We start from the raw sequence: 22,293 nt of genomic DNA on the forward strand, positions 1-22,293 counted from the left end.
GCGCGACACCGCTCGGGAGGGCGACTCTGCATCTCTCGCTTCACACGGATTACGGTCTTCGTCTCCTGATGCACCTGACGTTGGCCGAGCCGGGAGTCTGGATCGCGACTCCGACCGTCGCGCAGCGCTTCGGCATCTCCGTGCATCACCTCCAGAAGATCGCCCAGACGCTGGTTCGGGCCGGCGCCGTCGAAGCGCGGCAGGGCCGTTCGGGCGGCGTGCGCCTCGCACGTGACCCGCGGGAGATCCGGCTCGGGCGGCTCGTCGCGGATCTGGAGGGTGTCGGCACGGCGGTCGATTGCCGACGTGATCCGTGTCCGCTCATCGGCCGCTGCCGCCTGAAATGGGCCTTCGACGCGGCGGAGCAGGCGTTCTTCCTCGAACTCGACCGTCTCACCCTGGCCGACGTGGCGGCCGGTCCGACGGCGGTGGCGCTCCGCGCCCTCTTCCGCACCGAGCCCGGAGACAGGGGCAACGCTCCTGCTGCCCCCGTTCCGACCGATCCCACTTCTGGCAATTGAGCGGCGAGTGGGGCAGAGAGGGGCAGCTTTTGAGAGCGTCCGGGACGAGGTGGTGAGCGCGCGATGCGGTGTCCGTTCTGCGGAGGTCCCGACACGCAGGTGAAGGATTCGCGGCCGAGCGAGGATTCCTCGGCGATCCGCCGCCGCCGCGTCTGCCCGGATTGCGGCGGACGCTTCACCACCTTCGAGCGGGTGCAACTGCGCGAACTCGTCGTGCTCAAGCGCTCGGGCAAGCGCGTGCCGTTCGACCGCGACAAGCTCCAGCGCTCGATCGATGTGGCGCTTCGCAAGCGGACGGTCGACCCCGAGCGGGTAGAACGCCTCGTCAGCGGCATCACCCGGCGCCTGGAGAGCGGCGGCGAGGGCGAGGTCACCAGCGAGGCCATCGGCGAGGCTGTGATGGAGGGCCTGAAAGGGCTCGATGACGTTGCCTATGTCCGCTTCGCGTCGGTCTACAAGAATTTTCGCGAAGCGCAGGACTTTCAGGATCTGCTCGGCACCCTCGGCGGTCGGCTGGAGGGTGAGGCGCTGCTTCCCGAAGAGGAACAGGCCGGGCCGGCCCAGCCCGACGAGGAAGCCGCGGCCTCCCGTCCTCGGCGTCCGGCCCGGAAGCGGGCGTAACGGGGCGAGCCGTGGACGCGTCCCAGCAGAAAGCCCTCGATCGGCGCGCCATGCGTCTCGCCCTGGCACTGGGGCGGCGCAATCTTGGCCGGACCTGGCCCAATCCGAGCGTCGGCGCCGTCGTGGTCGCCGACGGGCGCATCGTCGGGCAGGCAATGACCGCCCCCGGTGGCCGCCCTCACGCGGAGCCGCTGGCGCTCGCCATGGCCGGCGAGGCCGCCCGCGGCGCCACGCTCTACGTCACCCTCGAGCCCTGCTCGCATCACGGCCGCACGCCCCCCTGCACCGACGCGACGATCGCCGCAGGAATCGCCCGCGTGGTCACCGCGATCGAGGATCCCGATCCGCGCGTGGCCGGGCGCGGCCATGCGGGGCTGCGCGCGGCCGGGATCACGGTCGAGACCGGTCTGCTGCGGGAGGAGGCCGCCCGCGATCATCGCGGCCACGTCTCCCGCGTCACGCGCGGGCGGCCGAGCCTGCACCTCAAACTCGCCCGGACCCGCGACGGCTTCGCCGCCCCCTCGACCGGCGAGCGGCTGAAGATCACCGGCCCGATCGCCGACGGAGCGGTGCATCTGTGGCGCGCGCATGCCGACGCGATCATGGTCGGGATCGGCACGGCGCGGGCCGACGACCCGTCGCTGACCGTTCGGCTGCCGGGGCTCACCGGGCGCTCGCCGCTGCGGGTCGTCCTCGACTCGACCCTCCGCCTCAACCCCGCGAGCCATCTCGTGCGCGGGGCCCGCGACCTGCCGACGCTGGTTCTGACCGGTCGCGGCGCCCCGGCCCATGCCCGGCGGATGCTCGCCTCCTTCGGCGTCGAACTCGCCTTCGTTCCCACGGACGCGCAGGGCCGCATCGATCTGCCCGCCGCGCTGGCGGCCCTGGCGGAGCGGGGCCTGACGCGGATCTGCAGCGAGGGCGGGCCGGCGCTTGCCGACGCGCTCGCGGCACACGATCTCATCGATGCCTGCACGCTCATCACCGGTCCCATCATGCTGGGCGAGGCCGGCGGTCTGCCGGCACTCGGGCCGAATCTCGCCCGCCGCCTCGCCGACGGCTCCCTGAGCGTGGTCGAGACCTGCGACTTCGGTCCCGACTCGGCGGTCACCTACGAGAGGATCTGACATGTTCACCGGGCTCGTCAGCGATGTCGGCCGAGTCGTCTCGGTGGAGGGCTCGGAGCGCCTGCGCCGGATCGTCATCGAGAGCGCCTACGATCCCGCGGGCATCGCACTGGGCGCCTCGATCGCCTGCTCCGGCCCCTGCCTCACCGCCGTCGCGGTGGAGCCATACGGGGCGGGTTGCCGCTTCGCGGTCGATGCCGCCGCCGAGACCCTGGCCCGCACCACAGTTGGAGCCTGGCGCGAGGGCACGCGGGTCAACCTCGAACGCTCGCTCAAGCTCGGCGACGAACTCGGCGGCCATCTCGTCACCGGCCATGTCGACGGCATCGCCGAGATCCTCGCCCGCGAGACGGTGACCGGCGAGGACAACCCCTGGGGCGCGAGTGAGCGCTTCACCCTGCGGGCACCGCCGACGCTCGCCGGCTTTATCGCCGAGAAGGGCTCGATCTGCCTCGATGGCACCTCACTCACCGTCAACGCGGTCTCAGGAGCCGATTTCTCGGTGCTGCTGATCCCGCACAGCCTCTCTGTCACGACCTGGGAGGAGCGCCGCGCGGGGGACCGGATCAATCTCGAGGTCGATCTGTTGGCCCGCTACGCCGCGCGGCTGGCCGAGACGCGCGGCTTGTTGCAGGCGTGAGGCCGGGGGCCGATCCCGTTCACTTGCCGTCGTAGGAGGCGGCGAGGCTGTTGAGGATGCCCTGGGTTTCGGCGTCGTATTTCTTGTCGCCTGCGGGCGAAGCCCAGTAGCTGACCAGCAGAAGGCGCTCGCCCTCGGCCTTCGGCGCAACGGAGATGTAGCGCAGCACCGTCGGCTTGCCCTCGTAGGTCGCCGGATATTCGGTGACCTTGAGCAGGTAAGTCGGGAAGTCGACCTGCTTTGCCGTCTCCGCTCCGACGACCCTGACGCCCTGATTCTTGAAGTAGGCGTTGTGCTCGTTGAGCAGCGTCTGAAACTGGGCCGGCCGGTAGCTCTCGAACCACAGATAGACCTCCTCGTCGGCGGTCCGAATTTGGATGCCGCGCTCGACGACGGCGACCTTCCACGCGTTCGGCACGTCGACGGTGATCGGCCGATCTCCCGGCACGACCGTGAGGCGTTTGGCCGAAGCGGCTTGGCTGCCCAGAAGCAATAGGGCGAGAGCCGCCCCTGCCAGGAATTTCGAGCGTCCCGTGATCATGGTGAGTCACCGTCAGGCGAATTTTTATACGGTGGTCCGGCGAAAGCTTTGCTGTTTCTCGGCGCTCGGCGCAATCGAGAAGGCGGCTACGACTTTTGCGTTCGTCGGATGACGCGCGAGGGGTTCACCATTGACTGCTTTTCGAGGCCTCACCTGCGGCAACGTCGCCCCGGACGGAGCTGACGACCGGTCTTGCCTCAAGATAAGGCCAGTGTTCACACAAGCGGCATTTCACCGTTTTCTCTGAGTCCGGCGCCGCGATTCGGGGTTGTCTTGCAGAAGGCCGGCGGCCGTCATGATGGGATGGGTCGAGTGGCGCCGCGACAGGGTGCTGGCGGTGCTCACGGCGCTGATCGGGGGCTCCTCCTCGCCTTCCTGCCCGGGCGTGGCGCCCTGCGCGACGCCAGCTTCAACTCGCACGGAGCGCTGGCCGACGCGTTCCTGCACCGTCGGCTCCGGGTCGAGCAATGTCCCGAAATCGATTGCGCCCTGTTCGAGGGCCGCACCTACGTCATCTTCCCGCCGCTGCCGGCGCTGCTGCTGACGCCCTTCGTCGCCCTGTTCGGCTTTCCCGGCTTCAAGGGTTTCGTGCTGCTGGGCCTGGGTCTGTCGGCCCTGAGCCTGCTCGCCGGGAGCCGGATCTTTCGTGCGCTCACCACGGTCGAGCGCTGGCAGGCGCTGTGGCTCCTCGCGGCGCTAGCCTTCGCCAGCCCGCTCTAGCAGATCACCCTGCGCTCGGACGGCGTCTGGTTCTTCTCTCAGACCGTCGCCTTCCTGACGATGAGCCTGAGCCTCTGGGCCGTGATCTGCCGAAGTTCGCTGCCGCTCGCCGGCTTGTTCGTCGGTCTCGCCTTCCTGTGCCGGCACGGCGATCCTCGTGGCGAGCCCCTGGCTGCTCCTGGCCTTCAATGCCCGGCTCGACCGCGTGTTCGTGGCCGGGCGGCGACCATCGCGGTCATCGCCGGGATCACCCTGTTCTACTACTCGAACGGCGCCGACCAGATCGCGACGCAGCGCTACGTCCTCGATTGGCTGCCGATCCTGATGGTGCTGATGGTGCGCGGTGAACGCCCGCCGGTCTTCGCCGGTCGGCCGCTTCTCGTCACCTGGGGCGTGGTCGCGAATCTCGCCGTGGTAACGCTGCTCTCCGTCTACAGGCTCTGACTACACGCTCTGGGGCGCGGACCGCGAGCCCGAGGCGAAGGTGATGAGCCGGTGGCCGAGATAGTTCGCCACGGCGCCGACGGCGATGCCGACACCGTGGGCGAGCGCCTCGGCAACCGACAGCCTCAGATCCGGCAGCAGGTGGGTCAGGCCGTCGAGCATGGCCGTACTGACCGCGAGCACCACACCCGCGCCGACAGCGTTGACCGCGAGGAACAGGCCGACCTGCCCGCGCAGCGATCCCCGTGACGTCGCCCGGAACACGAAGGCCCGGTAGAGCCAGAACGACGCCACCATGCTGAGTCCATAGGCGGCGAGCAGGGCCGCCTCGAAAGGCAGGACGAGCGAGAGCGGGATCCGCGTAAGCCAGTTGATCGCCGTCGCCGAGCCGCCAGCGATGAGGAAGCGGACGACCTCGTGGCTGATCACTGCCCGAGCCCCTGCGGGATGAGGCCAGGTGGCAGGCCGAAGGCCGCCGCGGCGAAGGCGAGGCCGGCAATGGCCCCGAGCGCGAGGCTCGAATGATCCTTGATCGCGAAAGCGACCGGGTCGTCGTGCAGCGCGTCCCGCCCCGCCAGCAGCCAGACCCGCCCCATGAACAGGACGAGGATCAGGGGGAAGCTCCACAGCGCCAGCGGCGCGGCGAGCGCGGCGTGGTGGAAGGCCTCGTTGGCGAGATAGAGGATGAAGATGACGACGCTGGAGAGACCGGACGCAACGCCGAAGGCGAGCACCACCGCCTCGTCCGCCGGCTGGTAGCCGCGCCCGGCGATGGTGCCGGCCTGCCCGCGCCGCGCGGCGCCGCGCAGCTCCGTGTGGCGCTTGGCGAAGGACAGCGAGGTGAACAGGAACATCGAGAAGGTGAGAAGCCAGGGCGACCAAGCCACCGCGACCGCCGCGACGCCGACCCCGATGCGCAGGGTAAACAAGCTCCCGAGCGTCAGCGCGTCGAGCATCGGCACCCGCTTGAGCCAAGCTGAGTAAGCCAGCGTCACGGCGAGATAGGCGAGCACGCCGGTGAGAACCGCCGCCCCGGCACAGGCTGCGACTGCGAGCCCGCCCACGAGTCCGAGGACGAGCGCCGCCAGACCGGTGGCGATGGAAAGTCGGCCGCTCGCCAGGGGACGCTCGCGCTTCGACCAGTGTGCCCGGTCGTGGGAGAGATCGAGCAGGTCGTTCAGCAGATAGCTCGCCGAGGCGACGAGGCCGAGGGAGAGAAAGGCCATGAGCGCGCTGCCCCACGCCTGCGCCTCCCCTGCCCGGCCGCCGAGCACGAGCGGCAGGAAGACCAGGGCGTTCTTGATCCACTGGTGTGGGCGCAGGGCCTTGAGCAGCGCGTGGGGACGCGAAGCGGCGGGAAACTCCTCGACCGGCTTGCCGAGCCGGTGGGCCGCTCGAAGCACGGCAGGGGATGCTCCCACCACGATCACCCGGCGTGCCGCCGCCCAGACGGGAAGGTCCGCCGCGGCGTCGCCCGCGTAGTCGAAGCCCTGAGGATAGAGCGCCCGGAGCTGGGCTGCCTTGGCCGCCCCTTTCAGGTTCCGTACCCCGTCGCTCGCCACCACCCGGTCGAAGACGGGGAATCGCCGCAGCGCGCGCAGCGCCATCAGCTCATTGGCGGCGGTGGCGAGCACGATCTCCTGGCCCGCTGCCTTCCGCGCTTCGATATGGGCGAGCAGCGCCTCGTTGGCCGGCAGCGTTGCGACGTCGAGCCCGGCGCCTTCCGCGATGCGGCGCTTGAAGAAGGCCCGGCCCCGCGGCAACCACAGCAACATCGCCAACAGCATCAGCGGGTTACGCCGAAGCAGCGTGATGATGCCCTCCAGAAGCAGATCCGTGCGCAGCAGCGTGCCGTCGAGATCGATCACCAGCGGCACCGCCCGCGGGGCTGCGGCCGGTTCCTCGATCAGGATCGCGGCCGTCTCAGCCCTTCGCACCTGCGCGGTCGCCATGCTGGATAACCCCCGTTTCCAGTGCGGGACCTTTGCTCGAGGGCCCGCTCACCTGCGTTCAGCAGATTATCGCCGATACCGACTTCGGCCGGGTTAATAGCTGTCATCGCAGGTTGTGGCGGCAGCATTTCCGCTCGACTTGATTGATCGAAACTCTCCGGTTCAACTGAAAAGCGAGGAGTTGACGGCACCGGACGCACGCATCGCACGCCTGTGCTGCACCTGGGCCGCGCGTCGGCAGCCTCCCGTGCCGCTTGTAGAGCGCGCGGCACTTGGGCTAACCCTCCGGCCCGCCCCGAACTTGCGCGAACTCGCCCCGGAACGTCACACCCATGGTCTCCCAACACCGGGACGCGGACGCGCCCAAAAGCATCCTCGAAAGCCTCGCCGGCACCCGTGTGCTGATCGTCGAAGCGCGCTACTATGACGACATCGCCGACGAGCTTCTGGCAGGCGCCCGGGCGGCCATCGAGGCGGTCGGCGCCGAGGCGCGGGTCTTCACGGTGCCGGGCGCTCTCGAAATTCCCGCCGCCATCGCGATCCTGATGGAGGCCGGCCGCAAGGCCGGTGGCCCCTACGACGCGGTGGTGGCGCTCGGCTGCGTTATCCGCGGCGAGACGGGGCATTACGACATCGTCGCGGGCGAGAGTGCCCGCGCATTGATGGACCTCTCCGTGTCCGAGCACCTGCCGCTCGGCAACGGCATCCTCACCGTGGAGACCATGGAGCAGGCGCTCGTCCGTGCCCGGGTCTCCGACATGAACAAGGGCGGCGGCGCGGCGGAGGCGGCTTTGAGCCTTCTCGCCATCAAGCGCGCCGCCAATCTGGAACCCGCCCGATGACCGAACCCGCCGCGACGCCGGACCAGGCGAAACCGAACCCCCGCGCCGGAGCGCGCCTCGCCGTCGTGCAAGCCCTCTACGAGATGGAGATCTCGGACAAGGGCGTGATCGACGCCCTCGCCGAGTTCGAGGCCTTCTGGATCGGCCAGGAGATCGACGGCGTCGCCCATCCCCCGGCCGAGACCGCCTTCTTCCGCGATGTGCTGCGCGGTGCCGTGGAGGAGCAGCGCGCCATCGACCCGAAGCTCGACGCGGCGCTCGCCAAGGGCTGGCCGCTCCGTCGGCTCGAAGCCGTGCTGCGCGCGATCCTGCGGGCGGGCGCCTACGAGCTGATGTTCCGCCGCGACGTGCCGGCCCGGGCGGCGATCTCGCAATATGTCGATGTCGCCCACAGCTTCTACGGCGGCGATGAGCCGGGCATGGTCAACGCCGTGCTCGACCGAGTCGGCCGCGAGGTGCGCTCCACCGAGTTCGGCATTCCGGCCGCTCCCGGTTCGGCGACGGCGAAGAAGGGCTGAGCGGAATGGCGCGTGCGGGCGAGGAGGCGCTGATCGCGCGCTACTTCGCGCCGCTCAGCGGCCCCGGCGCCGAGGGCCTGCGCGACGACGCCGCCAGCTTAGGCCCGACGCCCGGCCACGACCTCGTGGTGACGGCCGACGCCATCGTGGCGGGCGTGCATTACTTCCCCGATGACCCGCCCGGCTCCATTGCCGTGAAGGCACTCGGCGTGAACCTCTCGGATCTGGCCGCGAAGGGCGCGGTGCCCCGCGGCTTCCTCCTGACCCTCGCCCTGCCGGACGACTGGACGGAGGCCTGGCTCGCGGCCTTCGCCGAGGGACTTGGGGAGGCGAGCCGCGCCCATGGCTGCCCGCTGCTGGGCGGCGACACCGTGCGCTCCGGCGGCCCGGCCCTGATCGGCGTGACCGCCTTCGGTGAGGTGCCGGCGGGCGCGATGCTGCGGCGGCAGGCGGCGCGGGCCGGCGACCGGCTCTGCGTCAGCGGCAGCATCGGCGACGCGGCTTTGGGCCTCGCCCTGCGGCTCGCGCCCGATCCTGCGTTGGAGGCGTCCGACCGCGACGTCCTGCTCGACCGCTACCTTCACCCCCGTCCGCGTCTCTCCCTCGTTCCGGCGCTTCGCCGTCACGCCCGCGCGGCCATGGATGTGTCGGATGGGCTCGCGGGCGATCTCGCGAAGATGCTCGCGGGCACTGGTCTGACGGCGCAGATCGACGTGCCGGCCGTGCCGCTCTCGCCCGCCGCAGAGGCGGCCATCGCCCGCAATCAGAGCCGCCTCGCCACGGCGCTCACCGGCGGCGACGACTACGAGATCCTCTGCGCCGTGGCGCCGGACAACCTGTCCGCCTTTCTCGCCGAGGCGCGGGTGGCGGGCATTCCGGTCGCCGCGATCGGCACCGTCGAGGCGGGGGATGGTCCGCCGATCTTCCTGGACGGCAAAGGTGAGGCGCTGGACTTCGCCTGCACCTCGTTCAGCCATTTCTGAGAGGGCCGCCCGACGGTGGCCGCACCGTCACCGTGCGGCGCCGGGCACTCCGATCCCGACCTGCTGTCGGCTCAGCGACCAGACCCGCTCCTGCAACGCCTCATCGCGGCTCAGGGCGGACGAGGTCGTCTCGCGGCTTTTGGCGAAGTAGCGCCCGCTCACGCCGTCGAGTTCGGGCGCGGTGGCGACGGAGAGGGAAGTTCGGGCGCCCGCCTCGGTCGAGATCAGGAACGGGCGGATCAGGCCCCAGGCGAAGCCGAGCACGCCGTGCGTGTTCTTGGCGAAATCGCTCGCCACCACGCCCGGATGCACCGCATTGACGGTGATGCCGGTGCCGGCCAGACGCCGGGCAAGCGCATAGGTGAACAGCACGTTGCCGAGCTTGGCCTGGGCATAGGCCTTCATCGCCGCGTAGCGGCGCTCGCCGCCGAGATCGTCGAAATCGATCCGCCCGCGGGTATGGGCGGCGGAGGCGAGGTTGACGATGCGGGCGCAGGGCGCGGCTTCGAGCGGAGCGCGCAGTTCGTGTGTCAGCAGCACGTAGGCGAGGTGGTCGAGGGCCCAGGTCCGCTCGATCCCGTCCGCGGTGACGTGGCGCTCCGAGAAGATCGCGCCGGCATTGTTCACGAGGATGTCGAGGGCGGGGTAGCGCGCCCTCACCTCGCCCGCGAGGCGGCGGATCTCGTCTTGGCTCGACAGGTCGGCGAGAAAGACGTCCGCCGCGCCGCCGGTCTCCCGGCGCAGATGCGCGGCGGCGCGTTCCGTGCGGTCGCGGTCGCGCCCGATTAGGCCGACCCGCGCCCCGAGGCGGGCGAGCCCCAGGGCCGTCTCGGCGCCGCTCCCGGAGGAGGCGCCGGTGACGAGGGCGGTGCGTCCGTCGAGGCGCACGGTCTGAGCCGGAGGCTCAGAACACCGCCTGACCGATCGCCAGCGCGATCACCACGATGACGATGGCGAGCACGAGGAACAGGCCGAACAGGATGCGGGCGATCGAACTCGCGCCGGAGGCGATACCGGTGAAGCCGAGGGCGCCCGCGACGAGCGAGATGACGAAGGCGATGGCGGCCCACTTGAGAAGCGTCATGGCAGTTCACTCCGAAACGAAAGCGGAGCAGTAACTTCCAACGCACCGGCGGCGTTCCGTCGCGGCCCCCCCGCTTTACGCCTTTCGTTCATCCGCCGCGCGCCGGACCAGCTCCTCCGCCAGCGTGTGATAGAGGCCGCCCCGGCAGACGGACCTCGACACCGCGTCGGCGATCAGCGCCGCGAGCATCAGCGGAATCATCAGGGAGTGGTTCTGGGTCATCTCGGTGACGATGACGAAGGACGTGATGGGCGCCTGAAGCACGCCGGTCAGGTAGGCGGTCATGCCGATCAGCACGAGTGCACCCACGGAGACATCCGTGAGGAGGAGGCTCGCATGAGCGCCGAGCCCGGCGCCGACGGCAAGCGAAGGGGCGAACAGGCCGCCGGGAATACCGCTGATCGAGGACAGTACGGTCGCGAGGAACTTCAGCGGCGCGAACGCCCAGCGCGGCTCGCTTTCGCCGTGCAGGATCCCTCGCGCCTCCTCGTAGCCGGTACCGTAGACGGCTCCGCCGGACGCCAGTCCGCACAGGGCGACACCAAGCCCGCAGAGCATCGCGAACAGGATGGGACGGCGCGCGATCCAGGCGCCGGCCCAGCCCGGAAGGCCGCGGCCGAACCCGATCACGATGCGGCTGAACAGCCCGCCCGCAAGCCCGCCCGCCATGCCGAGCACCGGTATGGCGAGCCATCCGGCGGTCAGGGAGAGCTGCGCATCGGATGTGCCGAAATAGGTGTAGTCGCCGAGGATCGCCAGCGAGGTCAGGCCCGCGGCGACGATGGCGGCGACGATGAGGGCGCTGCCGCGCCTGTCATAGGCCCGGCCGAGCTCCTCGATGCCGAACACGATTCCGGCGAGCGGCGTGTTGAAGGCGGCGGCGACGCCGGCCGCGCCGCCCGCGAGCAGCAGGCCGCGCATCCGCTCCGGGCTCAGGCGGCCGAGGGTAGCCATGATCGCCGCCCCGACCTGCACCGTCGGCCCCTCGCGCCCGATCGAGGCGCCGCACAGCAGGCCGAGGCACATCACGACGTTCTTTCCCGCGGCAACCCTCAGCGAGATCAGAGCATGGCGCGCCGGCCCGTCATCGAGGGCGCGGGCGGCGATCACCTGCGGGATGCCGGACCCTTGAGAGTTCGGGAACACGGTCCGGGCCAGCCATGCGGCCAGCGCGAAGCCGGCCGGGCAGAGAAGCAGCGCCAGGGCCGGCGAGAGATGGAGGGCTTGGCGAAACACCGCTTGCGCCGCGTCGGCCGCCTTTGCCATCAGCACCGCCGCCAGGCCGACACAGATGCCGCCGGCCAGGAACAGGATGCGCCTGCGCCAGATCGTCCAGACATCGCTGGAGGAACCGCGCAGCCGGCGCAGGGCGATGCTCAGGTCGGAGGGAGGCAGCGGCATCGCGACAGAGTAAGCGGTTCGGGCGCGGCGGGGCCATGCCCGCGCCACCGCTTTCCAGCAACGATTGCCGCTTACGGACGATGGGCCGGACCCTGCACTGCAACAAATGGTCCCGGTTGCGGGACGGGAGCGGATCTGCGCGTTTGGGATTTCTCGTGAGATCCCGGACGTCGGCCCCCGATCACGGGTCGCCGGCTGCGGGCGTTCGAACGAGTCGAGCATCGATCCGGCGCGGATCGAAGCGAGAGTAAACAGCCGAGGAGACGGCATGGGGCGGCTGAACACGGTTCCCGCGAGCGCGGTCCTTCTCGGCATCGCGGGGCTGATCCCATTCGTGGGCTTCGCGGCCCTCTCGGTGAGCGGCACGGATGTCGGACTCGGCACGATCGGCCTGTCGCCGCGCATCATCCTTTCGGCCTACGGGGCGGTGATCGCCTCGTTCCTCGGCGGTATTCGCTGGGGCGTCGCGGCGGCGCGCGGGGCCGGCTGGCGCGACTACAGCCTTGCCATCGTGCCCTCGCTCCTTGCCTGGGCAGCGCTGGCCGCCCCGGCACCATGGGATCTGCGCATCCTCGGCGCCCTGGTGCTGCTCTGGGGGCTGGTCGATCAGGACCTCGCCCGCCGCGGCATGGTCCCGAACTGGATGGGCCCGCTGCGGCTGGCGCTGTCGGTGGTCGCCGGGGCGGCGCTCCTGGTGGCGGCGTGAGCCCGGCTCGATCGTAGCTCAGTCCCGCCCGAGCATGGTCCGGCCGATGGCGAAGACGCGTCCGTCGCCGAGCAGGTAGGCCGTGAACCCCTTCGGGAAGAGCGTCTCGAAGGCAGCGTCGCGCACGTTGAGGCCGCCGGTATAGGCGCCGAAGGCCGGCATGACGAGGCGGTGTCCGTCGCTCACGAAGCAGCGGCGGCGCACGGAGCGGCCGCGCATGGTGACCTTGCCGCAGGGGTGGAGATGCCCGGCGATCTCACCCTCTCCCGCTCCGGACAGCGGCTCATGGCGCAGCGTCAGGCCGCCGAGTGCGAGCGTCTCGCAGTAGCGCCCGCCGACCCCCTCGCTGACCGCCGCGTCGTGGTTGCCGGCGATCCAGACCCAATCGCGACCCTCCTGCAGGGCGGCGATCATCGCCCGGTCACCGGGCTCTAGCCGCTCGGGGCCGCGGGCATCGTGGAAGGAATCGCCGAGCGCGACGAGGCAGGCCGGGTCGAGCCGCTGGATCACCTCATGCAGGCAGGCCAGCGTTTCGCGGGTGTCGTAGGGCGGCAGGAACTGGCCCGAGCGGGCCGCGAACGACGAGCCCTTCTCCAGGTGGAGGTCTGACACCACCAGCGTGCGGTGCTCGGGCAGCCACAGCGCTCCGGTGCGGTCGAGGCTCAGCGCCTCTCCGGCGAGCGCGAGGTCGGTGCCCTTCACGGTCTTCTCGAGTCTCTGGCCGAGTGCCAACGTGATCGTCCCCAATATCGCGGAGGAGGCGGCACGCCGCTTCAGCCGAGCGCCTCTTGTAGAAGCTCGGCTTCGGCCTCGGCCAGGATCTCGTCGGCCCCCTCGCCGTAGACCCGCTCGCGCCCGATTTCGAGCATGACGGACACGGAGAGCGGCGAGACCCGGTCGAGCGCCCTGTGGGTGATTCGCCCCCGGATACGCCTCAGCATCATGCCGAGGCGGGTCACGTCGAGGAGTCCGGTTGCCGCATCCTGCCGCGCGGCGCGCAGGAGCAGGTGGTCGGGCTGGTGCCGGCGCAGCACGTCGTAGATCAGGTCGGTCGAGATCGTGACCTGCCGGCCGGTCTTCTTCTGCCCCGGAAAGCGGCGTTCGATCAGCCCGGCGATGACCGCGCATTGGCGGAAGGTGCGCTTCATCATCGCCGATTCGTCGAGCCACGCTTCGAGGTCGTCGCCGAGCATGTCCTCGTCGAACAGGGCCTCCATGAAGCCCGGCGACAGCGCGGCACACTCGCTCAGGTCCCGCGTGCACCAGATCGCGATGCCGTAATCGTTGGCGGCGAATCCGAGCGGGCGCAGCCGGGCGCGTTCCAGGCGCCGGGTCAGCAGCATCCCCAGCGTCTGGTGCGCGAGCCGTCCCTCGAACGGGAACGCGGTGAGGTAGTGCCGCCCTGCGCGTGCGAACGTCTCGACCAGGAGGTCGCGCTCGCCCGGCAGGGCCGAGTGCCGGCGCTGCTGGGCGAGGTAGTCCGAGAGCTGGCGCGGCAGCCGGTCCCATTCGAACGGGTCGGCGATGATCGCCCGTACCCGCGCGGCGAGGAAGGTCGAGAGCGGGAATTTCGTGCCGGCATAGGACGGGATCGCCGGATCGGTGCCGGGGCCGGCCCGCGTCACGAGGCACTCGTCCTCGGCGAGCCCCTCGAAGCGCAAGACCTCGCCCGCGAACAGGAAGGTGTCGCCGACCGTCAGCGTCTCGGCGAAATCCTCCTCGATCTCGCCGAGCGTCCGCCCCCCCTTCGGCAGAACGGTGCCGGGCTTGGAGCGCAGGCTGCGGGCCATGCGCACCTTGATGTGGGTCGCCTCGATGATGGTGCCGATGTTCATGCGGTACTGCTGTGCCACCCGCGCGTCGCGCACCCGCCATTTGCCGTCCGGCCCGCGCAGGATCTTGGCGAAGCGCTCGTAGGCGCGCAGCGCGTAGCCACCGGTGGCGACATAGTCGACCACCGCCTCGAAATCCTCCCAGGACAGGGTCGCGTAGGGTGCGGCCGAGATCACCTCCTCGTAGAGTTCGAGCGGATCGAAGGCATCGGCGCAGGCCATGCCGAGGACGTGCTGGGCCAGCACGTCGGGGGCGCCGAGCCGCGCATCGGGCGTGTCCTGGGCGGCCTCCTCCACCGCGTCGAGGGCGGCGCGGCACTCCAGCATCTCGAAGCGGTTGCCGGGCACCAGATAGGCTTTCGAGGGCTCGTCCATGCGGTGGTTGGCCCGGCCGATCCGCTGCATGATCCGGCTCGCGCCTTTCGGCGCACCGAGATTGACCACGAGATCGACGTCGCCCCAGTCGATGCCGAGATCGAGGGTCGCGGTGCAGACGATGGCGCGGAGTTGCCCCGCCGCCATCGCCGCCTCGACCCGGCGGCGCTGGGTCGCGTCGAGCGAGCCGTGATGCAGAGCGATCGGCAGCGTGTCGTCGTTGAGCCGCCACAGCTCCTGGAAGGTGTATTCCGCCTGGAGGCGCGTGTTGACGAAGACGAGCACCGTGCGGTGCGCGCGGATCAGGTCGTAGATCGCCGGCATCGAGTGCCAGGCCGTGTGGCCGGCGAGCGGGAGCGTGCGCCCGACATCGAGCATGTGCAGGTCGGGTTTGGCGCCGCCCTTCACCACGACGAGGTCGGCCTTGCGGTCCTCGCCCGGCACCTGACCGACAAGGTACTTTCTCAGCTCGTCGGGCTCGCGCACCGTGGCCGAGAGACCGATGGTGCGAGAATCCGGCGCCAGCCGCCGCACCCGGGCGAGCGCCAGGGAGAGGAGATCGCCGCGCTTCGAGGTGACGAGGGCGTGCAGCTCGTCGAGCACGACCGTCTTCAGCCCGGCGAAGAAGCTTTCCGCCTCGCGGTGGGCGAGCAGCAGCGAGAGCTGCTCGGGGGTGGTGAGCAGGATGTCGGGCGGGCGCTGAATCTGGCGGGCGCGCTTGTGCGCCGGCGTGTCGCCGGTGCGGGTCTCGACCGTGACAGCCAGGTCCATGCCGGCGATCGGCGCCTCAAGGTTGCGGGCGATGTCGACCGCGAGCGCCTTGAGCGGCGAGACGTAGAGGGTGTGGAGGCCGCGCGCTTTTCCCGTCCGCTCGCTCAGCTCGACCAGACTCGGCAGGAAGCCGGCCAGCGTCTTGCCCGCGCCGGTCGGCGCGACGAGCAGCGCCGAGCGCCCAGCCCGAACGGTCGCGAGCAGTTCGAGCTGATGCGGGCGGGGCGCCCAGCCGCGGGCGGCGAACCAAGCGGAGAAACGCGGCGGGAGATCGTTGGACACCAGGAGCCGACAGACCGCGACAGTCCTCGATGGCCTGTCCTGAACGCATCACCCGCGCGAAAGGCTTGGTTGCCCGTCGCGCTTCGGTTCCCGATGTATCTTAGAAAACCCGGCCAACCGCAACTGTCCGACGCCACCGGCTTGCCCCCAGGCCGTCACGGCAGGAAAGGCTTTCCCTCTTCGAATAAGGTGCGGATCTTCTTCAGAGATTTGTCCGTCGCAACTTGATAATGAGGCATGTCGGGAAAGCCGGACCAATTGCCACCCCACTCGAGCCCATCGACCGCTTTCGCAATATGCCCGGCAAGGTCCGAATAGGCCTTCTCTTCCTTCTTCGTTGCCCCAGTAAAGTATTTCCCGGTCGTATCAAAAATTCCGACATCCCAAGCGATGCTGAAATTGTGATTGCTCTGCCCACCCTTCGCTTTGGTGACAGGTTTCTTGTTCAACTGAGTAGTTCTGCCGATGGCGAAGAGTGCATCCTGTTCGAGGTAGGTCCTGGTCCCTGATATGATCCGCACGGAGTACGGAAAGGTGCTCGCTGCGTTCAAGAATTGACGCGCGAGCCGTTGTGCGGCCGGCAACAGCGTTTCGATATTGCGCTCGCTGCGTTTATCGAAGGTTCCGAGTTCGGTGGCGAGTTTGTCGCTGTCCGCATCGAAGGCGAACTCGGCCTGATCGACGGCCGCCGTCCATTTCGCGTTCAGGGGACCTTTGTAGTACCCGGAGACAGCGAGGATGCGTTGTGTGAACAGAACGTCCGATTTGAAGAGCTGAAGACTCATATCAAACTCCCGACAGGTCTTTGGTGTGATCGCGCGATGAAGCTTGCTGGTCGATTTCGTATTCTGGTCTAATTGGTCGGCGCAAACTGCTTTTCGAAACTGTCCGCGATCGTATGGTTTCGCCCTGCCTGAAGGCGGCTTTAGACGAAGCTGCCGCCTGCCCTGTTCCAGCGCAGGGTCGCAAAGTCGGGTCTTGCTCGAATCTCTGCCTTCAGCTTGTCTTTCCGGCTTTTCCAGCGTGGCGCGCCGATATCAATCAGCGACTCGAAAGGATTCCGGCTTTTCAAGGCGGCGTCGACGAGCGGCCACAGCATCCTGCCACCGCGACCATGGTGCAGAAGGTCGGCGACGACGCAGCATTCCGCGGCCGTGCGTCCGTCGAGGCCGACCCGCGCGTCACCCCGGCGCATGAATTCCCGGTACGCGTCCGTCATGATGCGCACTTGGGCGTCGCGTGCGGCAGGAACCTTGCTCGTCAGGTGAATGAGCTTGGCGGCATTGATCACCTCGGCATCCTGAACCTCCGAGAGATCCGGGTTGAGGTACTTCATCAGTCGGGCCGTCGAGTCCTTGTCTTCGAGCGGGACGGGAGCCGAACGGGAGTCGGCGTTACAGATATGTCCGCCGCTCAGCGTGAGGTTCGGAAAGTAATCCGCCGCTTCAGGGAGGCCCAGGATGGTCCGGAAATAAATGACGAAATCACCCTCGGGAACATGGGCAGCGAACTGCCCGAAGCCGAAGGTGAAGAACGCGGAGTCGTAGGTGTTCAGCGTCAGAAAATTCCGCCCCTCACAAGCCGCCGTTGGTTCGACGAAGCGGGCCCAGAAGCCGAAAGCATTCGTGTAATCGGCGGCCGAGTAGTTGAGGCGTTCGATTTTGGTCCCGGCAAAGATGTTGTAGAGTCCGATATTGCCTTCGTAAGGAACGCGCCGTCCAACGTAGAATCTTGGTCCACCATCGGCGGATGCGAAGAATTGGTTGCCATCTCTCAAAATCGTGAAGAGAATAGCCATGATAGACTCGCGATTGGGCGTCGCGCCAACCAGAGGCTCTCGATTCGCGCGCAGTGCCTGCGATCATCATTGATCGGCTGTGCGGCGACGTCAATATTCGCGGTGGCGAGTACTGGCGTTGATTAGGCCAGCGCCATCAGGAAGCGGTCGATCAGCTCCAAGGCCCGCTCCGTCAACGCGCCGGGATAGCGCACGAAGATGTGGCAGCCGCCGGCATAGACCGCGGTGTGGCCGCCGTTGTTGGCGGCCGCCCAGCGGGCCGACATGTAGAGCGTGTCGTCCAGCAACGGGTCGGCGGTGCCGACGGTGAACAGGGCGGGCGGCAGGCCCTTCAGGTCGGCGTAGAGCGGCGACACGTCGGGACGGCGCCGGTCGATGCCCTCGCGCACGTAGCCGTCGGCGAAGCGCTTGAGGTCGGTGGTGTTGATGACGAGCCGCTCGTCGCCCCACAGCCGCACGCTCGGGGTCAGGCCGAGATCGTAGAAGCCGGCATTGAGATTGGCGCCGCGGAAAGCGCGGGGCAGGCCGTGCCGGTCGCGCAGGCGCAGGAGCGTCATCACCGCGAGATGCGCGCCGACGGATTCGCCGCCGATGGTCAGCGCATGCACGCCGAGTTCCGCCCTGCCGGGGCCGGCGAGCCAGAGGGCCGCGGCCTCGCAATCTTCCAGGGCGGCCGGATAGGGATGCTCCGGCGCCAGCCGGTACTCCACCGAGAGGCAGACGAAGCCGCAGGTGTCGGCGATGCGCTCGAGCCAGGGGTCCTGTTCGTCGGCCGCCCCCCAGACCCAGCCGCCGCGGTGGATATGAAGGTAGGCGCCGCGCGCCTTGCCCTGCGGACGGATGACGCGAAGGGCCAGCGGACCGCCCGGACCCTCGATGGTCAGGATCTCGGCGCGTGGGCTGCGCGGCATCGCGGGGGAGGCCTGCGTCCCCGCCCGGCGCCGCGCCCTCACCTCCTCGATCGGCAGGGACCACGGATCAGCCTGCGCAGCATGGGCGGCCACGATCTCAGCGTTGAGCGCCTTCGTCTCGGCATCGATGGTCGCCGGGTCGAACAGAGCGTGGTCGATCATGGCCTTCGTGGGGTCGCGTGGGGTGGAAGTGTCAGGGCCGGCAGGGCGAGATTCAGCCTGCCATCTTGAGCGGAACGTTCGAGGATGCCATCTGGCTGCTACCCCGAATGCGTCGAATGAGACGATCGGCCCGCGGTTTCGCATGAGTGTGGCGGCGAAGCAACGCCGTTGCGGGGGTGCCACCAAGTCTTGAGGATTGGGCGAGGACACGACCGAATGATCGGCGATCATGACACGCGGCGCCGTCCCCCGCTCGATTCGGGCGCCTACCCGGCCGATCCGCGCACCAGCGCGCCGCGCCGCCGCTCCGGGCTCAACCGCTTCCTCGGCGGTTCGCCCGCTGTGGTCTTCGTGAAGCTGCTGTTCCTGTCCGTGCTCGTCGGCGCGGTGATGGCGATGTTCGGCCTCACGCCCGGTCTGCTGTTCTGGCAGCTCTACGATCTCGCGCGCTCGCTGATCGATCTCGGGCTCGACACCTTCCACGATTTCGGTCGCTGGATCCTCGCGGGTGCGGTGGTGGTGGTGCCGATCTGGTTCATCGCCCGTCTGCTGACCGTGTCGCGCGAACGCTGAAGCGCTTTTGCCGGAGCGGCGTCGGAAGCGTCGCCGCGACGCGAGCCCGTGCGACACAACAACAGCTTAGAATCGTTCCGATTGCCTCGCCCTCGCGAACGGTTCTAAGAGACGAGGGAGAAGCAAGAAACCGCATCGAGGCGCGTCGTGCAGACCAGTTTCGCTCCCGAGCAGCTCGCCGACCCCGCCATGGCGGCCTCGGAGAAGATTCTTCGCACCTGTGTCCATTGCGGGTTCTGCACCGCGACTTGCCCGACCTACCTTCTGCTCGGCGATGAACTCGACTCACCGCGCGGCCGCATCTACCTGATCAAGGACATGCTGGAGGGTGGCAAACCGGCGAGCCGTGAGGTCGTCAAGCATGTCGACCGCTGCCTCTCCTGCCTGTCCTGCATGACGACCTGCCCGTCTGGGGTGCATTACATGCACCTCGTCGATCACGCCCGCACGCATATCGAGAAGACCTACCGGCGTCCGTTCTCCGACCGGCTCTTGCGCACGGTGCTGACCCTCGTTCTGCCCTACCCGAACCGGTTCCGGCTGGCGCTGCTCGCGGCGAAGATCGGTGTGCCGTTCCGTCCGCTCGTCGCCCGGCTGCCACGGGTCGGCAACCGGCTCGCGGCGATGCTCGACCTCGCGCCCGCGCAACTGCCGAACCGCAACCGCACCGACCGCCCCGGCACCTTTCCCGCTGACACCGCGGCGCAGGAGATCAGCGCCCTGTTCCAGACCGGCGAGGACAAGGGTCCGGCCAAGCGCCGCGGCCGGGTCGCGCTCTTGCGCGGCTGCGCCCAGAGCGTGTTGCGGCCGGCCTTCAACGAGGCGGCGATCCGCCTGCTCAACCGCCATGGGGTCGAGGTGGTCCTGCCCAAGGGCGAAGGCTGCTGCGGCGCGCTGACCCACCACATGGGTCGCGAAGACTCCGCCCACGGCCACGCCAAGCGCACCATCGACGCCTGGATCGCCGAGATGGACGGATCCGGCCTCGATGCCATCGTTGTCACGGCGTCCGGCTGCGGCACGACGATCAAGGATTACGGCTTCATGTTCCGCGACGACCCGGCCTATGCCGAGAAGGCGGCGCGGGTCTCAAGCATCGCCAAGGACGTGACGGAGTACATGGCCGAGATCGGCCTGCTGCCGCCGGTGGAGGATACCGACCTCGTGGTCGCCTACCATTCCGCCTGCTCGATGCAGCACGGGCAGGCTATCCGCACCGAGCCGAAGTCCCTCCTCAAGAAGGCGGGCTTCACGGTGAAGGACGTGCCGGAGGGCCATATCTGCTGCGGCTCGGCTGGCACCTACAACATCCTCCAGCCGGAGATCGCCGCCCGGCTGCGCGACCGAAAGGTCGCCAATATCGAGCGCGTCCGGCCCGACATCATCGCCACCGGCAATATCGGCTGCGCCACTCAGATCGGGAAAGGCACCGAGATCCCGATCCTGCACACGGTCGAGCTGCTGGATTGGGCGACCGGCGGTCCGCGGCCGGAGGCGCTGGCGAATCTGCCCTCCCGGCCGTCGGCGGCCCGGGTGCCGGCTTAAGGTCAAGATTGATTTCTCCGCTCTGCACAATTGCAGGTCGGCCCTTCCTTGACCTTGCTGCAGGTGCGAATTAGGCCCGCAACCAGCGTCGGCCCTAGATCGTTTGCAGCCTTATGACAGAGAACCCGACAGAGTTGCCCGTCGTCCTCCTCGTCGAAGATGACGGCCTGCTGCTGATGGAAGCGTCCGATACGTTGGCGGAGGCGGGGTTCAACGTCCTCGAAGCGCATCATGCCGACAAGGCCCTCGACGTGCTTCAGGATCGTCCCGACGTCGAGATCCTGATGACCGACGTCGACATGCCGATGGGCTCGATGGACGGCTTTGCCCTGGCCCGCCTCGTCGCTCACCGCTGGCCGGAAATTCCGGTGCTGGTCGTTTCCGGCATGGGCACGCCCGGCCCCGGCGACATGCCGGAGGGTGCCCGCTTCATCCCGAAGCCCTACGCGCCGACCATGCTGGTGCGGACTCTCAAGGCCTGCCTCAAGCGCGCCGCCTGACGGCCGCTCCCAGACATTTCGCGCATGGCCGATGCGCGCGAGGACCAATCGCGGGTTTCGCCGCGGACCGTTTCGCGGCAGAAGGCACGTGAGACCGGTGCGCCGCTCCCGCGCGCCGACAGACCGATCAGTTCAGGTCCTGCCATGACCGCCCAGCCAAAAACCCTCCGTCTCGCCACGCAGGCGGTCCATGCGGGCGCCGCGCCCGACCCCGCCACCGGCGCGCGGGCGCAGCCGATCTACTTCACCAACGGCTTCGTCTTCGACTCCACCGAGCAGGCCGCCGACATCTTCGCGATGCGCAGGACCGGCTTCTCATACTCGCGCGGCTCGAACCCGACGGTCGCCGCGCTGGAGCGCCGGATCGCCGCGCTGGAGGGGGCCAAGGCGGCAGTGGCCGTGTCCTCCGGGCAGTCTGCGGTGTTGCTCGTGATGATGACGCTGATGCAGACGGGCGACGCCTACGTCGCGTCGCCGCGCCTGTTCGGCGGCTCGCTCGGTCTGATGCGCCGCCTCGAAGGGCGCTACGACCTGACGCCGCACTTCGCCGCCGACTTGACGCCGGAGGCCTTCGAGGCGGCGATCACCCCGCAGACCAAGGCGATCATCTGCGAGTCGATCGTCAATCCCTGTGCCACCGTGATGGACCTGGAAGGCATCTCCGCCGTCGCCAAGCGGCACGGTCTGCCGCTCGTCATCGATAATACCCTGGCCTCGCCTGCCCTCATCCGTCCGATCGAGTACGGTGCCGACATCGTCGTCCACTCCACCTCGAAGTTTCTGAGCGGCTCGGGACAGGTGATCGGCGGCATGATCTGCGATGCCGGCACCTTCGACTGGAAGGCTCAGGGCTCGCGCTACAACCTCATCAACGACCCTTGGCCGGACTATGACGGCCTGATCGTCAGCGAACGCTTCCCCGAGATCAGCTTCGCGGTCGCCTGCCGGCTGTTCGGCCTGCGCGACCTCGGCCCCGGCCTCTCGCCGATGAACGCCTTCCTGACGCTCACCGGCATCGAGACCCTGCCGCTGCGGATGGAGCGCCACTGCGCCAATGCCAAGACGGTCGCCGCCTACCTCAGGGACCATCCGGCGGTGGAATGGGTGAGCTACCCGGCCCTGCCGGGCCAGAAGGGCGAGGCCCTGGCCAACCGCTACGTGCCGCAGGGGCCGGGCTCGATCTTCACCTTCGCGCTCAAGGGCGGCGAGCCGGCTGCGCTCCAGTTCATCGCGGGCCTGGAGCTGATCTCCCACCTCGTGAACATCGGCGAGATCAAGTCGCTGGCGATCCACCCGGCGACGACGACCCATCGCCAGCTCCGCCCCGAGGAGCGCGCCGCGGCCTGTGTCGGCCCCGAGACCGTGCGCCTCTCGATCGGCCTGGAGGATCCGGAGGATCTGATCGCCGATATCGAGCAGGCGCTGGCGAAGATCGGCTGAGGCC

Annotated in this window: 25 protein-coding genes; 14 read left to right on the forward strand and 11 right to left on the reverse strand. The window is 68.9% G+C overall.

The annotated features are described in order from the left end of the window. The first annotated feature begins 26 nt into the window (after positions 1–26). From FHU13_RS05655 to FHU13_RS05670, 4 genes are all read left to right on the forward strand, one after another. A complete protein-coding gene (locus FHU13_RS05655) occupies positions 27–521 on the forward strand; it encodes an RrF2 family transcriptional regulator (protein ID WP_183435106.1) in 495 nt (164 codons plus the stop codon). A gap of 63 nt (positions 522–584) precedes the next feature. After that, positions 585–1,142, forward strand: a complete 558-nt coding sequence (gene nrdR / locus FHU13_RS05660; RefSeq protein WP_183434903.1) for a transcriptional regulator NrdR — start codon at positions 585–587, stop codon at positions 1,140–1,142. 50 nt (positions 1,143–1,192) lie between these two features. Beyond that, positions 1,193–2,269 (forward strand): bifunctional diaminohydroxyphosphoribosylaminopyrimidine deaminase/5-amino-6-(5-phosphoribosylamino)uracil reductase RibD, encoded by a 1,077-nt coding sequence (gene ribD / locus FHU13_RS05665; protein WP_183435107.1) that lies wholly within the window; start codon positions 1,193–1,195, stop codon positions 2,267–2,269. Between the two features lies 1 nt (position 2,270). After that, the gene (locus tag FHU13_RS05670; protein ID WP_183434904.1) at positions 2,271–2,909 is read left to right on the forward strand and encodes a riboflavin synthase; all 639 of its coding nucleotides are present in this window, start codon (positions 2,271–2,273) and stop codon (positions 2,907–2,909) included. A gap of 19 nt (positions 2,910–2,928) precedes the next feature. Here FHU13_RS05670 and FHU13_RS05675 read toward each other — a convergent pair whose 3' ends face one another. Continuing rightward, the gene (locus FHU13_RS05675) at positions 2,929–3,450 is read right to left on the reverse strand and encodes a hypothetical protein (protein WP_183434905.1); all 522 of its coding nucleotides are present in this window, start codon (positions 3,448–3,450) and stop codon (positions 2,929–2,931) included. Positions 3,451–3,762: 312 nt separating this feature from the next. On the opposite strand from FHU13_RS05675, the gene FHU13_RS27550 reads away from it, so the two are divergent. After that, positions 3,763–4,170, forward strand: coding sequence for a hypothetical protein (locus tag FHU13_RS27550; protein ID WP_246714495.1), 408 nt, complete (start codon positions 3,763–3,765; stop codon positions 4,168–4,170). Between the two features lie 60 nt (positions 4,171–4,230). Next, positions 4,231–4,614, forward strand: a complete 384-nt coding sequence (locus FHU13_RS27555) for a hypothetical protein (protein WP_246714496.1) — start codon at positions 4,231–4,233, stop codon at positions 4,612–4,614. On the opposite strand, the gene FHU13_RS05685 is transcribed toward FHU13_RS27555, so the two are convergent. Further along, a complete protein-coding gene (locus tag FHU13_RS05685; protein ID WP_312889551.1) occupies positions 4,615–5,043 on the reverse strand; it encodes a GtrA family protein in 429 nt (142 codons plus the stop codon). Further along, positions 5,040–6,566 carry a UbiA family prenyltransferase gene (locus FHU13_RS05690; protein ID WP_183434906.1) on the reverse strand — a complete coding sequence of 509 codons (1,527 nt, stop codon included), beginning with the start codon at positions 6,564–6,566 and terminating at the stop codon, positions 5,040–5,042. Before FHU13_RS05690 ends, FHU13_RS05685 begins: the two co-directional genes overlap by 4 nt. A 332-nt stretch (positions 6,567–6,898) precedes the next feature. Here FHU13_RS05690 and ribH point away from each other — a divergent pair, with 332 nt between their 5' ends. From ribH to thiL, 3 genes are read left to right on the forward strand one after another with little or no spacing between them, the layout of a single operon-like run. Continuing rightward, on the forward strand, positions 6,899–7,408 hold the full coding sequence (gene ribH, locus FHU13_RS05695; RefSeq protein ID WP_183434907.1) for a 6,7-dimethyl-8-ribityllumazine synthase: 510 nt from the start codon (positions 6,899–6,901) through the stop codon (positions 7,406–7,408). Beyond that, on the forward strand, positions 7,405–7,926 hold the full coding sequence (gene nusB, locus FHU13_RS05700; protein WP_183434908.1) for a transcription antitermination factor NusB: 522 nt from the start codon (positions 7,405–7,407) through the stop codon (positions 7,924–7,926). Before ribH ends, nusB begins: the two co-directional genes overlap by 4 nt. Before the next feature lie 5 nt (positions 7,927–7,931). Next, positions 7,932–8,909 carry a thiamine-phosphate kinase gene (thiL, locus tag FHU13_RS05705; RefSeq protein ID WP_183434909.1) on the forward strand — a complete coding sequence of 326 codons (978 nt, stop codon included), beginning with the start codon at positions 7,932–7,934 and terminating at the stop codon, positions 8,907–8,909. Between the two features lie 27 nt (positions 8,910–8,936). On the opposite strand, the gene FHU13_RS05710 is transcribed toward thiL, so the two are convergent. The 3 genes from FHU13_RS05710 to FHU13_RS05720 form a co-directional block, all read right to left on the reverse strand. Beyond that, entirely contained in the window at positions 8,937–9,797 is an 861-nt protein-coding gene (locus FHU13_RS05710; RefSeq protein ID WP_183434910.1) for an SDR family oxidoreductase, read from the reverse strand. A gap of 16 nt (positions 9,798–9,813) precedes the next feature. After that, positions 9,814–9,993, reverse strand: coding sequence for a DUF1328 domain-containing protein (locus tag FHU13_RS05715; RefSeq protein ID WP_017486406.1), 180 nt, complete (start codon positions 9,991–9,993; stop codon positions 9,814–9,816). 75 nt (positions 9,994–10,068) lie between these two features. Further along, on the reverse strand, positions 10,069–11,394 hold the full coding sequence (locus tag FHU13_RS05720; protein ID WP_183434911.1) for a chloride channel protein: 1,326 nt from the start codon (positions 11,392–11,394) through the stop codon (positions 10,069–10,071). A gap of 268 nt (positions 11,395–11,662) precedes the next feature. On the opposite strand from FHU13_RS05720, the gene FHU13_RS05725 reads away from it, so the two are divergent. Then, on the forward strand, positions 11,663–12,100 hold the full coding sequence (locus FHU13_RS05725; RefSeq protein ID WP_183434912.1) for a DUF3429 domain-containing protein: 438 nt from the start codon (positions 11,663–11,665) through the stop codon (positions 12,098–12,100). 18 nt (positions 12,101–12,118) lie between these two features. On the opposite strand, the gene pdeM is transcribed toward FHU13_RS05725, so the two are convergent. The 5 genes from pdeM to FHU13_RS05750 form a co-directional block, all read right to left on the reverse strand. Next, positions 12,119–12,832: a ligase-associated DNA damage response endonuclease PdeM gene (pdeM, locus tag FHU13_RS05730; protein ID WP_183434913.1), complete on the reverse strand. Its 714-nt coding sequence runs from the start codon at positions 12,830–12,832 to the stop codon at positions 12,119–12,121. 41 nt (positions 12,833–12,873) lie between these two features. After that, positions 12,874–15,360, reverse strand: a complete 2,487-nt coding sequence (locus FHU13_RS05735) for a ligase-associated DNA damage response DEXH box helicase (protein ID WP_312889552.1) — start codon at positions 15,358–15,360, stop codon at positions 12,874–12,876. Between the two features lie 155 nt (positions 15,361–15,515). Further along, the gene (locus tag FHU13_RS05740) at positions 15,516–16,145 is read right to left on the reverse strand and encodes a M15 family metallopeptidase (protein WP_183434914.1); all 630 of its coding nucleotides are present in this window, start codon (positions 16,143–16,145) and stop codon (positions 15,516–15,518) included. A gap of 140 nt (positions 16,146–16,285) precedes the next feature. Then, a complete protein-coding gene (locus tag FHU13_RS05745; RefSeq protein WP_183434915.1) occupies positions 16,286–17,158 on the reverse strand; it encodes a hypothetical protein in 873 nt (290 codons plus the stop codon). A 122-nt stretch (positions 17,159–17,280) separates the two neighbouring features. Continuing rightward, a complete protein-coding gene (locus FHU13_RS05750) occupies positions 17,281–18,231 on the reverse strand; it encodes an alpha/beta hydrolase (RefSeq protein ID WP_183434916.1) in 951 nt (316 codons plus the stop codon). Between the two features lie 216 nt (positions 18,232–18,447). Between FHU13_RS05750 and FHU13_RS05755 the strand changes: the two genes are divergently transcribed. The 4 genes from FHU13_RS05755 to FHU13_RS05770 all read left to right on the forward strand — a co-directional run bounded on the left by FHU13_RS05755 (position 18,448) and on the right by FHU13_RS05770 (position 22,289). Then, complete coding sequence (locus FHU13_RS05755; protein WP_183434917.1) at positions 18,448–18,804, forward strand: DUF6460 domain-containing protein; 357 nt, start codon at positions 18,448–18,450, stop codon at positions 18,802–18,804. 147 nt (positions 18,805–18,951) lie between these two features. Continuing rightward, positions 18,952–20,349: a heterodisulfide reductase-related iron-sulfur binding cluster gene (locus tag FHU13_RS05760; protein ID WP_183434918.1), complete on the forward strand. Its 1,398-nt coding sequence runs from the start codon at positions 18,952–18,954 to the stop codon at positions 20,347–20,349. 113 nt (positions 20,350–20,462) lie between these two features. Then, positions 20,463–20,849, forward strand: coding sequence for a response regulator (locus FHU13_RS05765; protein WP_183434919.1), 387 nt, complete (start codon positions 20,463–20,465; stop codon positions 20,847–20,849). Positions 20,850–20,993: 144 nt separating this feature from the next. After that, entirely contained in the window at positions 20,994–22,289 is a 1,296-nt protein-coding gene (locus FHU13_RS05770) for an O-acetylhomoserine aminocarboxypropyltransferase/cysteine synthase family protein (protein WP_183434920.1), read from the forward strand. Positions 22,290–22,293 lie beyond the last annotated feature (4 nt).

Source organism: Methylobacterium sp. R2-1, assembly GCF_014191355.1.
Taxonomy (GTDB): Bacteria; Pseudomonadota; Alphaproteobacteria; order Rhizobiales; family Beijerinckiaceae; genus Methylobacterium.

Coding starts and splice junctions, on each gene's coding strand:
- nrdR (WP_183434903.1), top strand. CDS start 585: ATGCGGTGTCCGTTCTGCGGAGGTCCCGACACGCAGGTGAAGGATTCG.
- ribD (WP_183435107.1), top strand. CDS start 1,193: ATGCGTCTCGCCCTGGCACTGGGGCGGCGCAATCTTGGCCGGACCTGG.
- FHU13_RS05670 (WP_183434904.1), top strand. CDS start 2,271: ATGTTCACCGGGCTCGTCAGCGATGTCGGCCGAGTCGTCTCGGTGGAG.
- FHU13_RS05675 (WP_183434905.1), bottom strand. CDS start 3,450: ATGATCACGGGACGCTCGAAATTCCTGGCAGGGGCGGCTCTCGCCCTA.
- FHU13_RS27555 (WP_246714496.1), top strand. CDS start 4,231: ATGAGCCTGAGCCTCTGGGCCGTGATCTGCCGAAGTTCGCTGCCGCTC.
- FHU13_RS05690 (WP_183434906.1), bottom strand. CDS start 6,566: ATGGCGACCGCGCAGGTGCGAAGGGCTGAGACGGCCGCGATCCTGATC.
- ribH (WP_183434907.1), top strand. CDS start 6,899: ATGGTCTCCCAACACCGGGACGCGGACGCGCCCAAAAGCATCCTCGAA.
- nusB (WP_183434908.1), top strand. CDS start 7,405: ATGACCGAACCCGCCGCGACGCCGGACCAGGCGAAACCGAACCCCCGC.
- thiL (WP_183434909.1), top strand. CDS start 7,932: ATGGCGCGTGCGGGCGAGGAGGCGCTGATCGCGCGCTACTTCGCGCCG.
- FHU13_RS05715 (WP_017486406.1), bottom strand. CDS start 9,993: ATGACGCTTCTCAAGTGGGCCGCCATCGCCTTCGTCATCTCGCTCGTC.
- FHU13_RS05720 (WP_183434911.1), bottom strand. CDS start 11,394: ATGCCGCTGCCTCCCTCCGACCTGAGCATCGCCCTGCGCCGGCTGCGC.
- FHU13_RS05725 (WP_183434912.1), top strand. CDS start 11,663: ATGGGGCGGCTGAACACGGTTCCCGCGAGCGCGGTCCTTCTCGGCATC.
- FHU13_RS05740 (WP_183434914.1), bottom strand. CDS start 16,145: ATGAGTCTTCAGCTCTTCAAATCGGACGTTCTGTTCACACAACGCATC.
- FHU13_RS05745 (WP_183434915.1), bottom strand. CDS start 17,158: ATGGCTATTCTCTTCACGATTTTGAGAGATGGCAACCAATTCTTCGCA.
- FHU13_RS05750 (WP_183434916.1), bottom strand. CDS start 18,231: ATGATCGACCACGCTCTGTTCGACCCGGCGACCATCGATGCCGAGACG.
- FHU13_RS05755 (WP_183434917.1), top strand. CDS start 18,448: ATGATCGGCGATCATGACACGCGGCGCCGTCCCCCGCTCGATTCGGGC.
- FHU13_RS05765 (WP_183434919.1), top strand. CDS start 20,463: ATGACAGAGAACCCGACAGAGTTGCCCGTCGTCCTCCTCGTCGAAGAT.
- FHU13_RS05770 (WP_183434920.1), top strand. CDS start 20,994: ATGACCGCCCAGCCAAAAACCCTCCGTCTCGCCACGCAGGCGGTCCAT.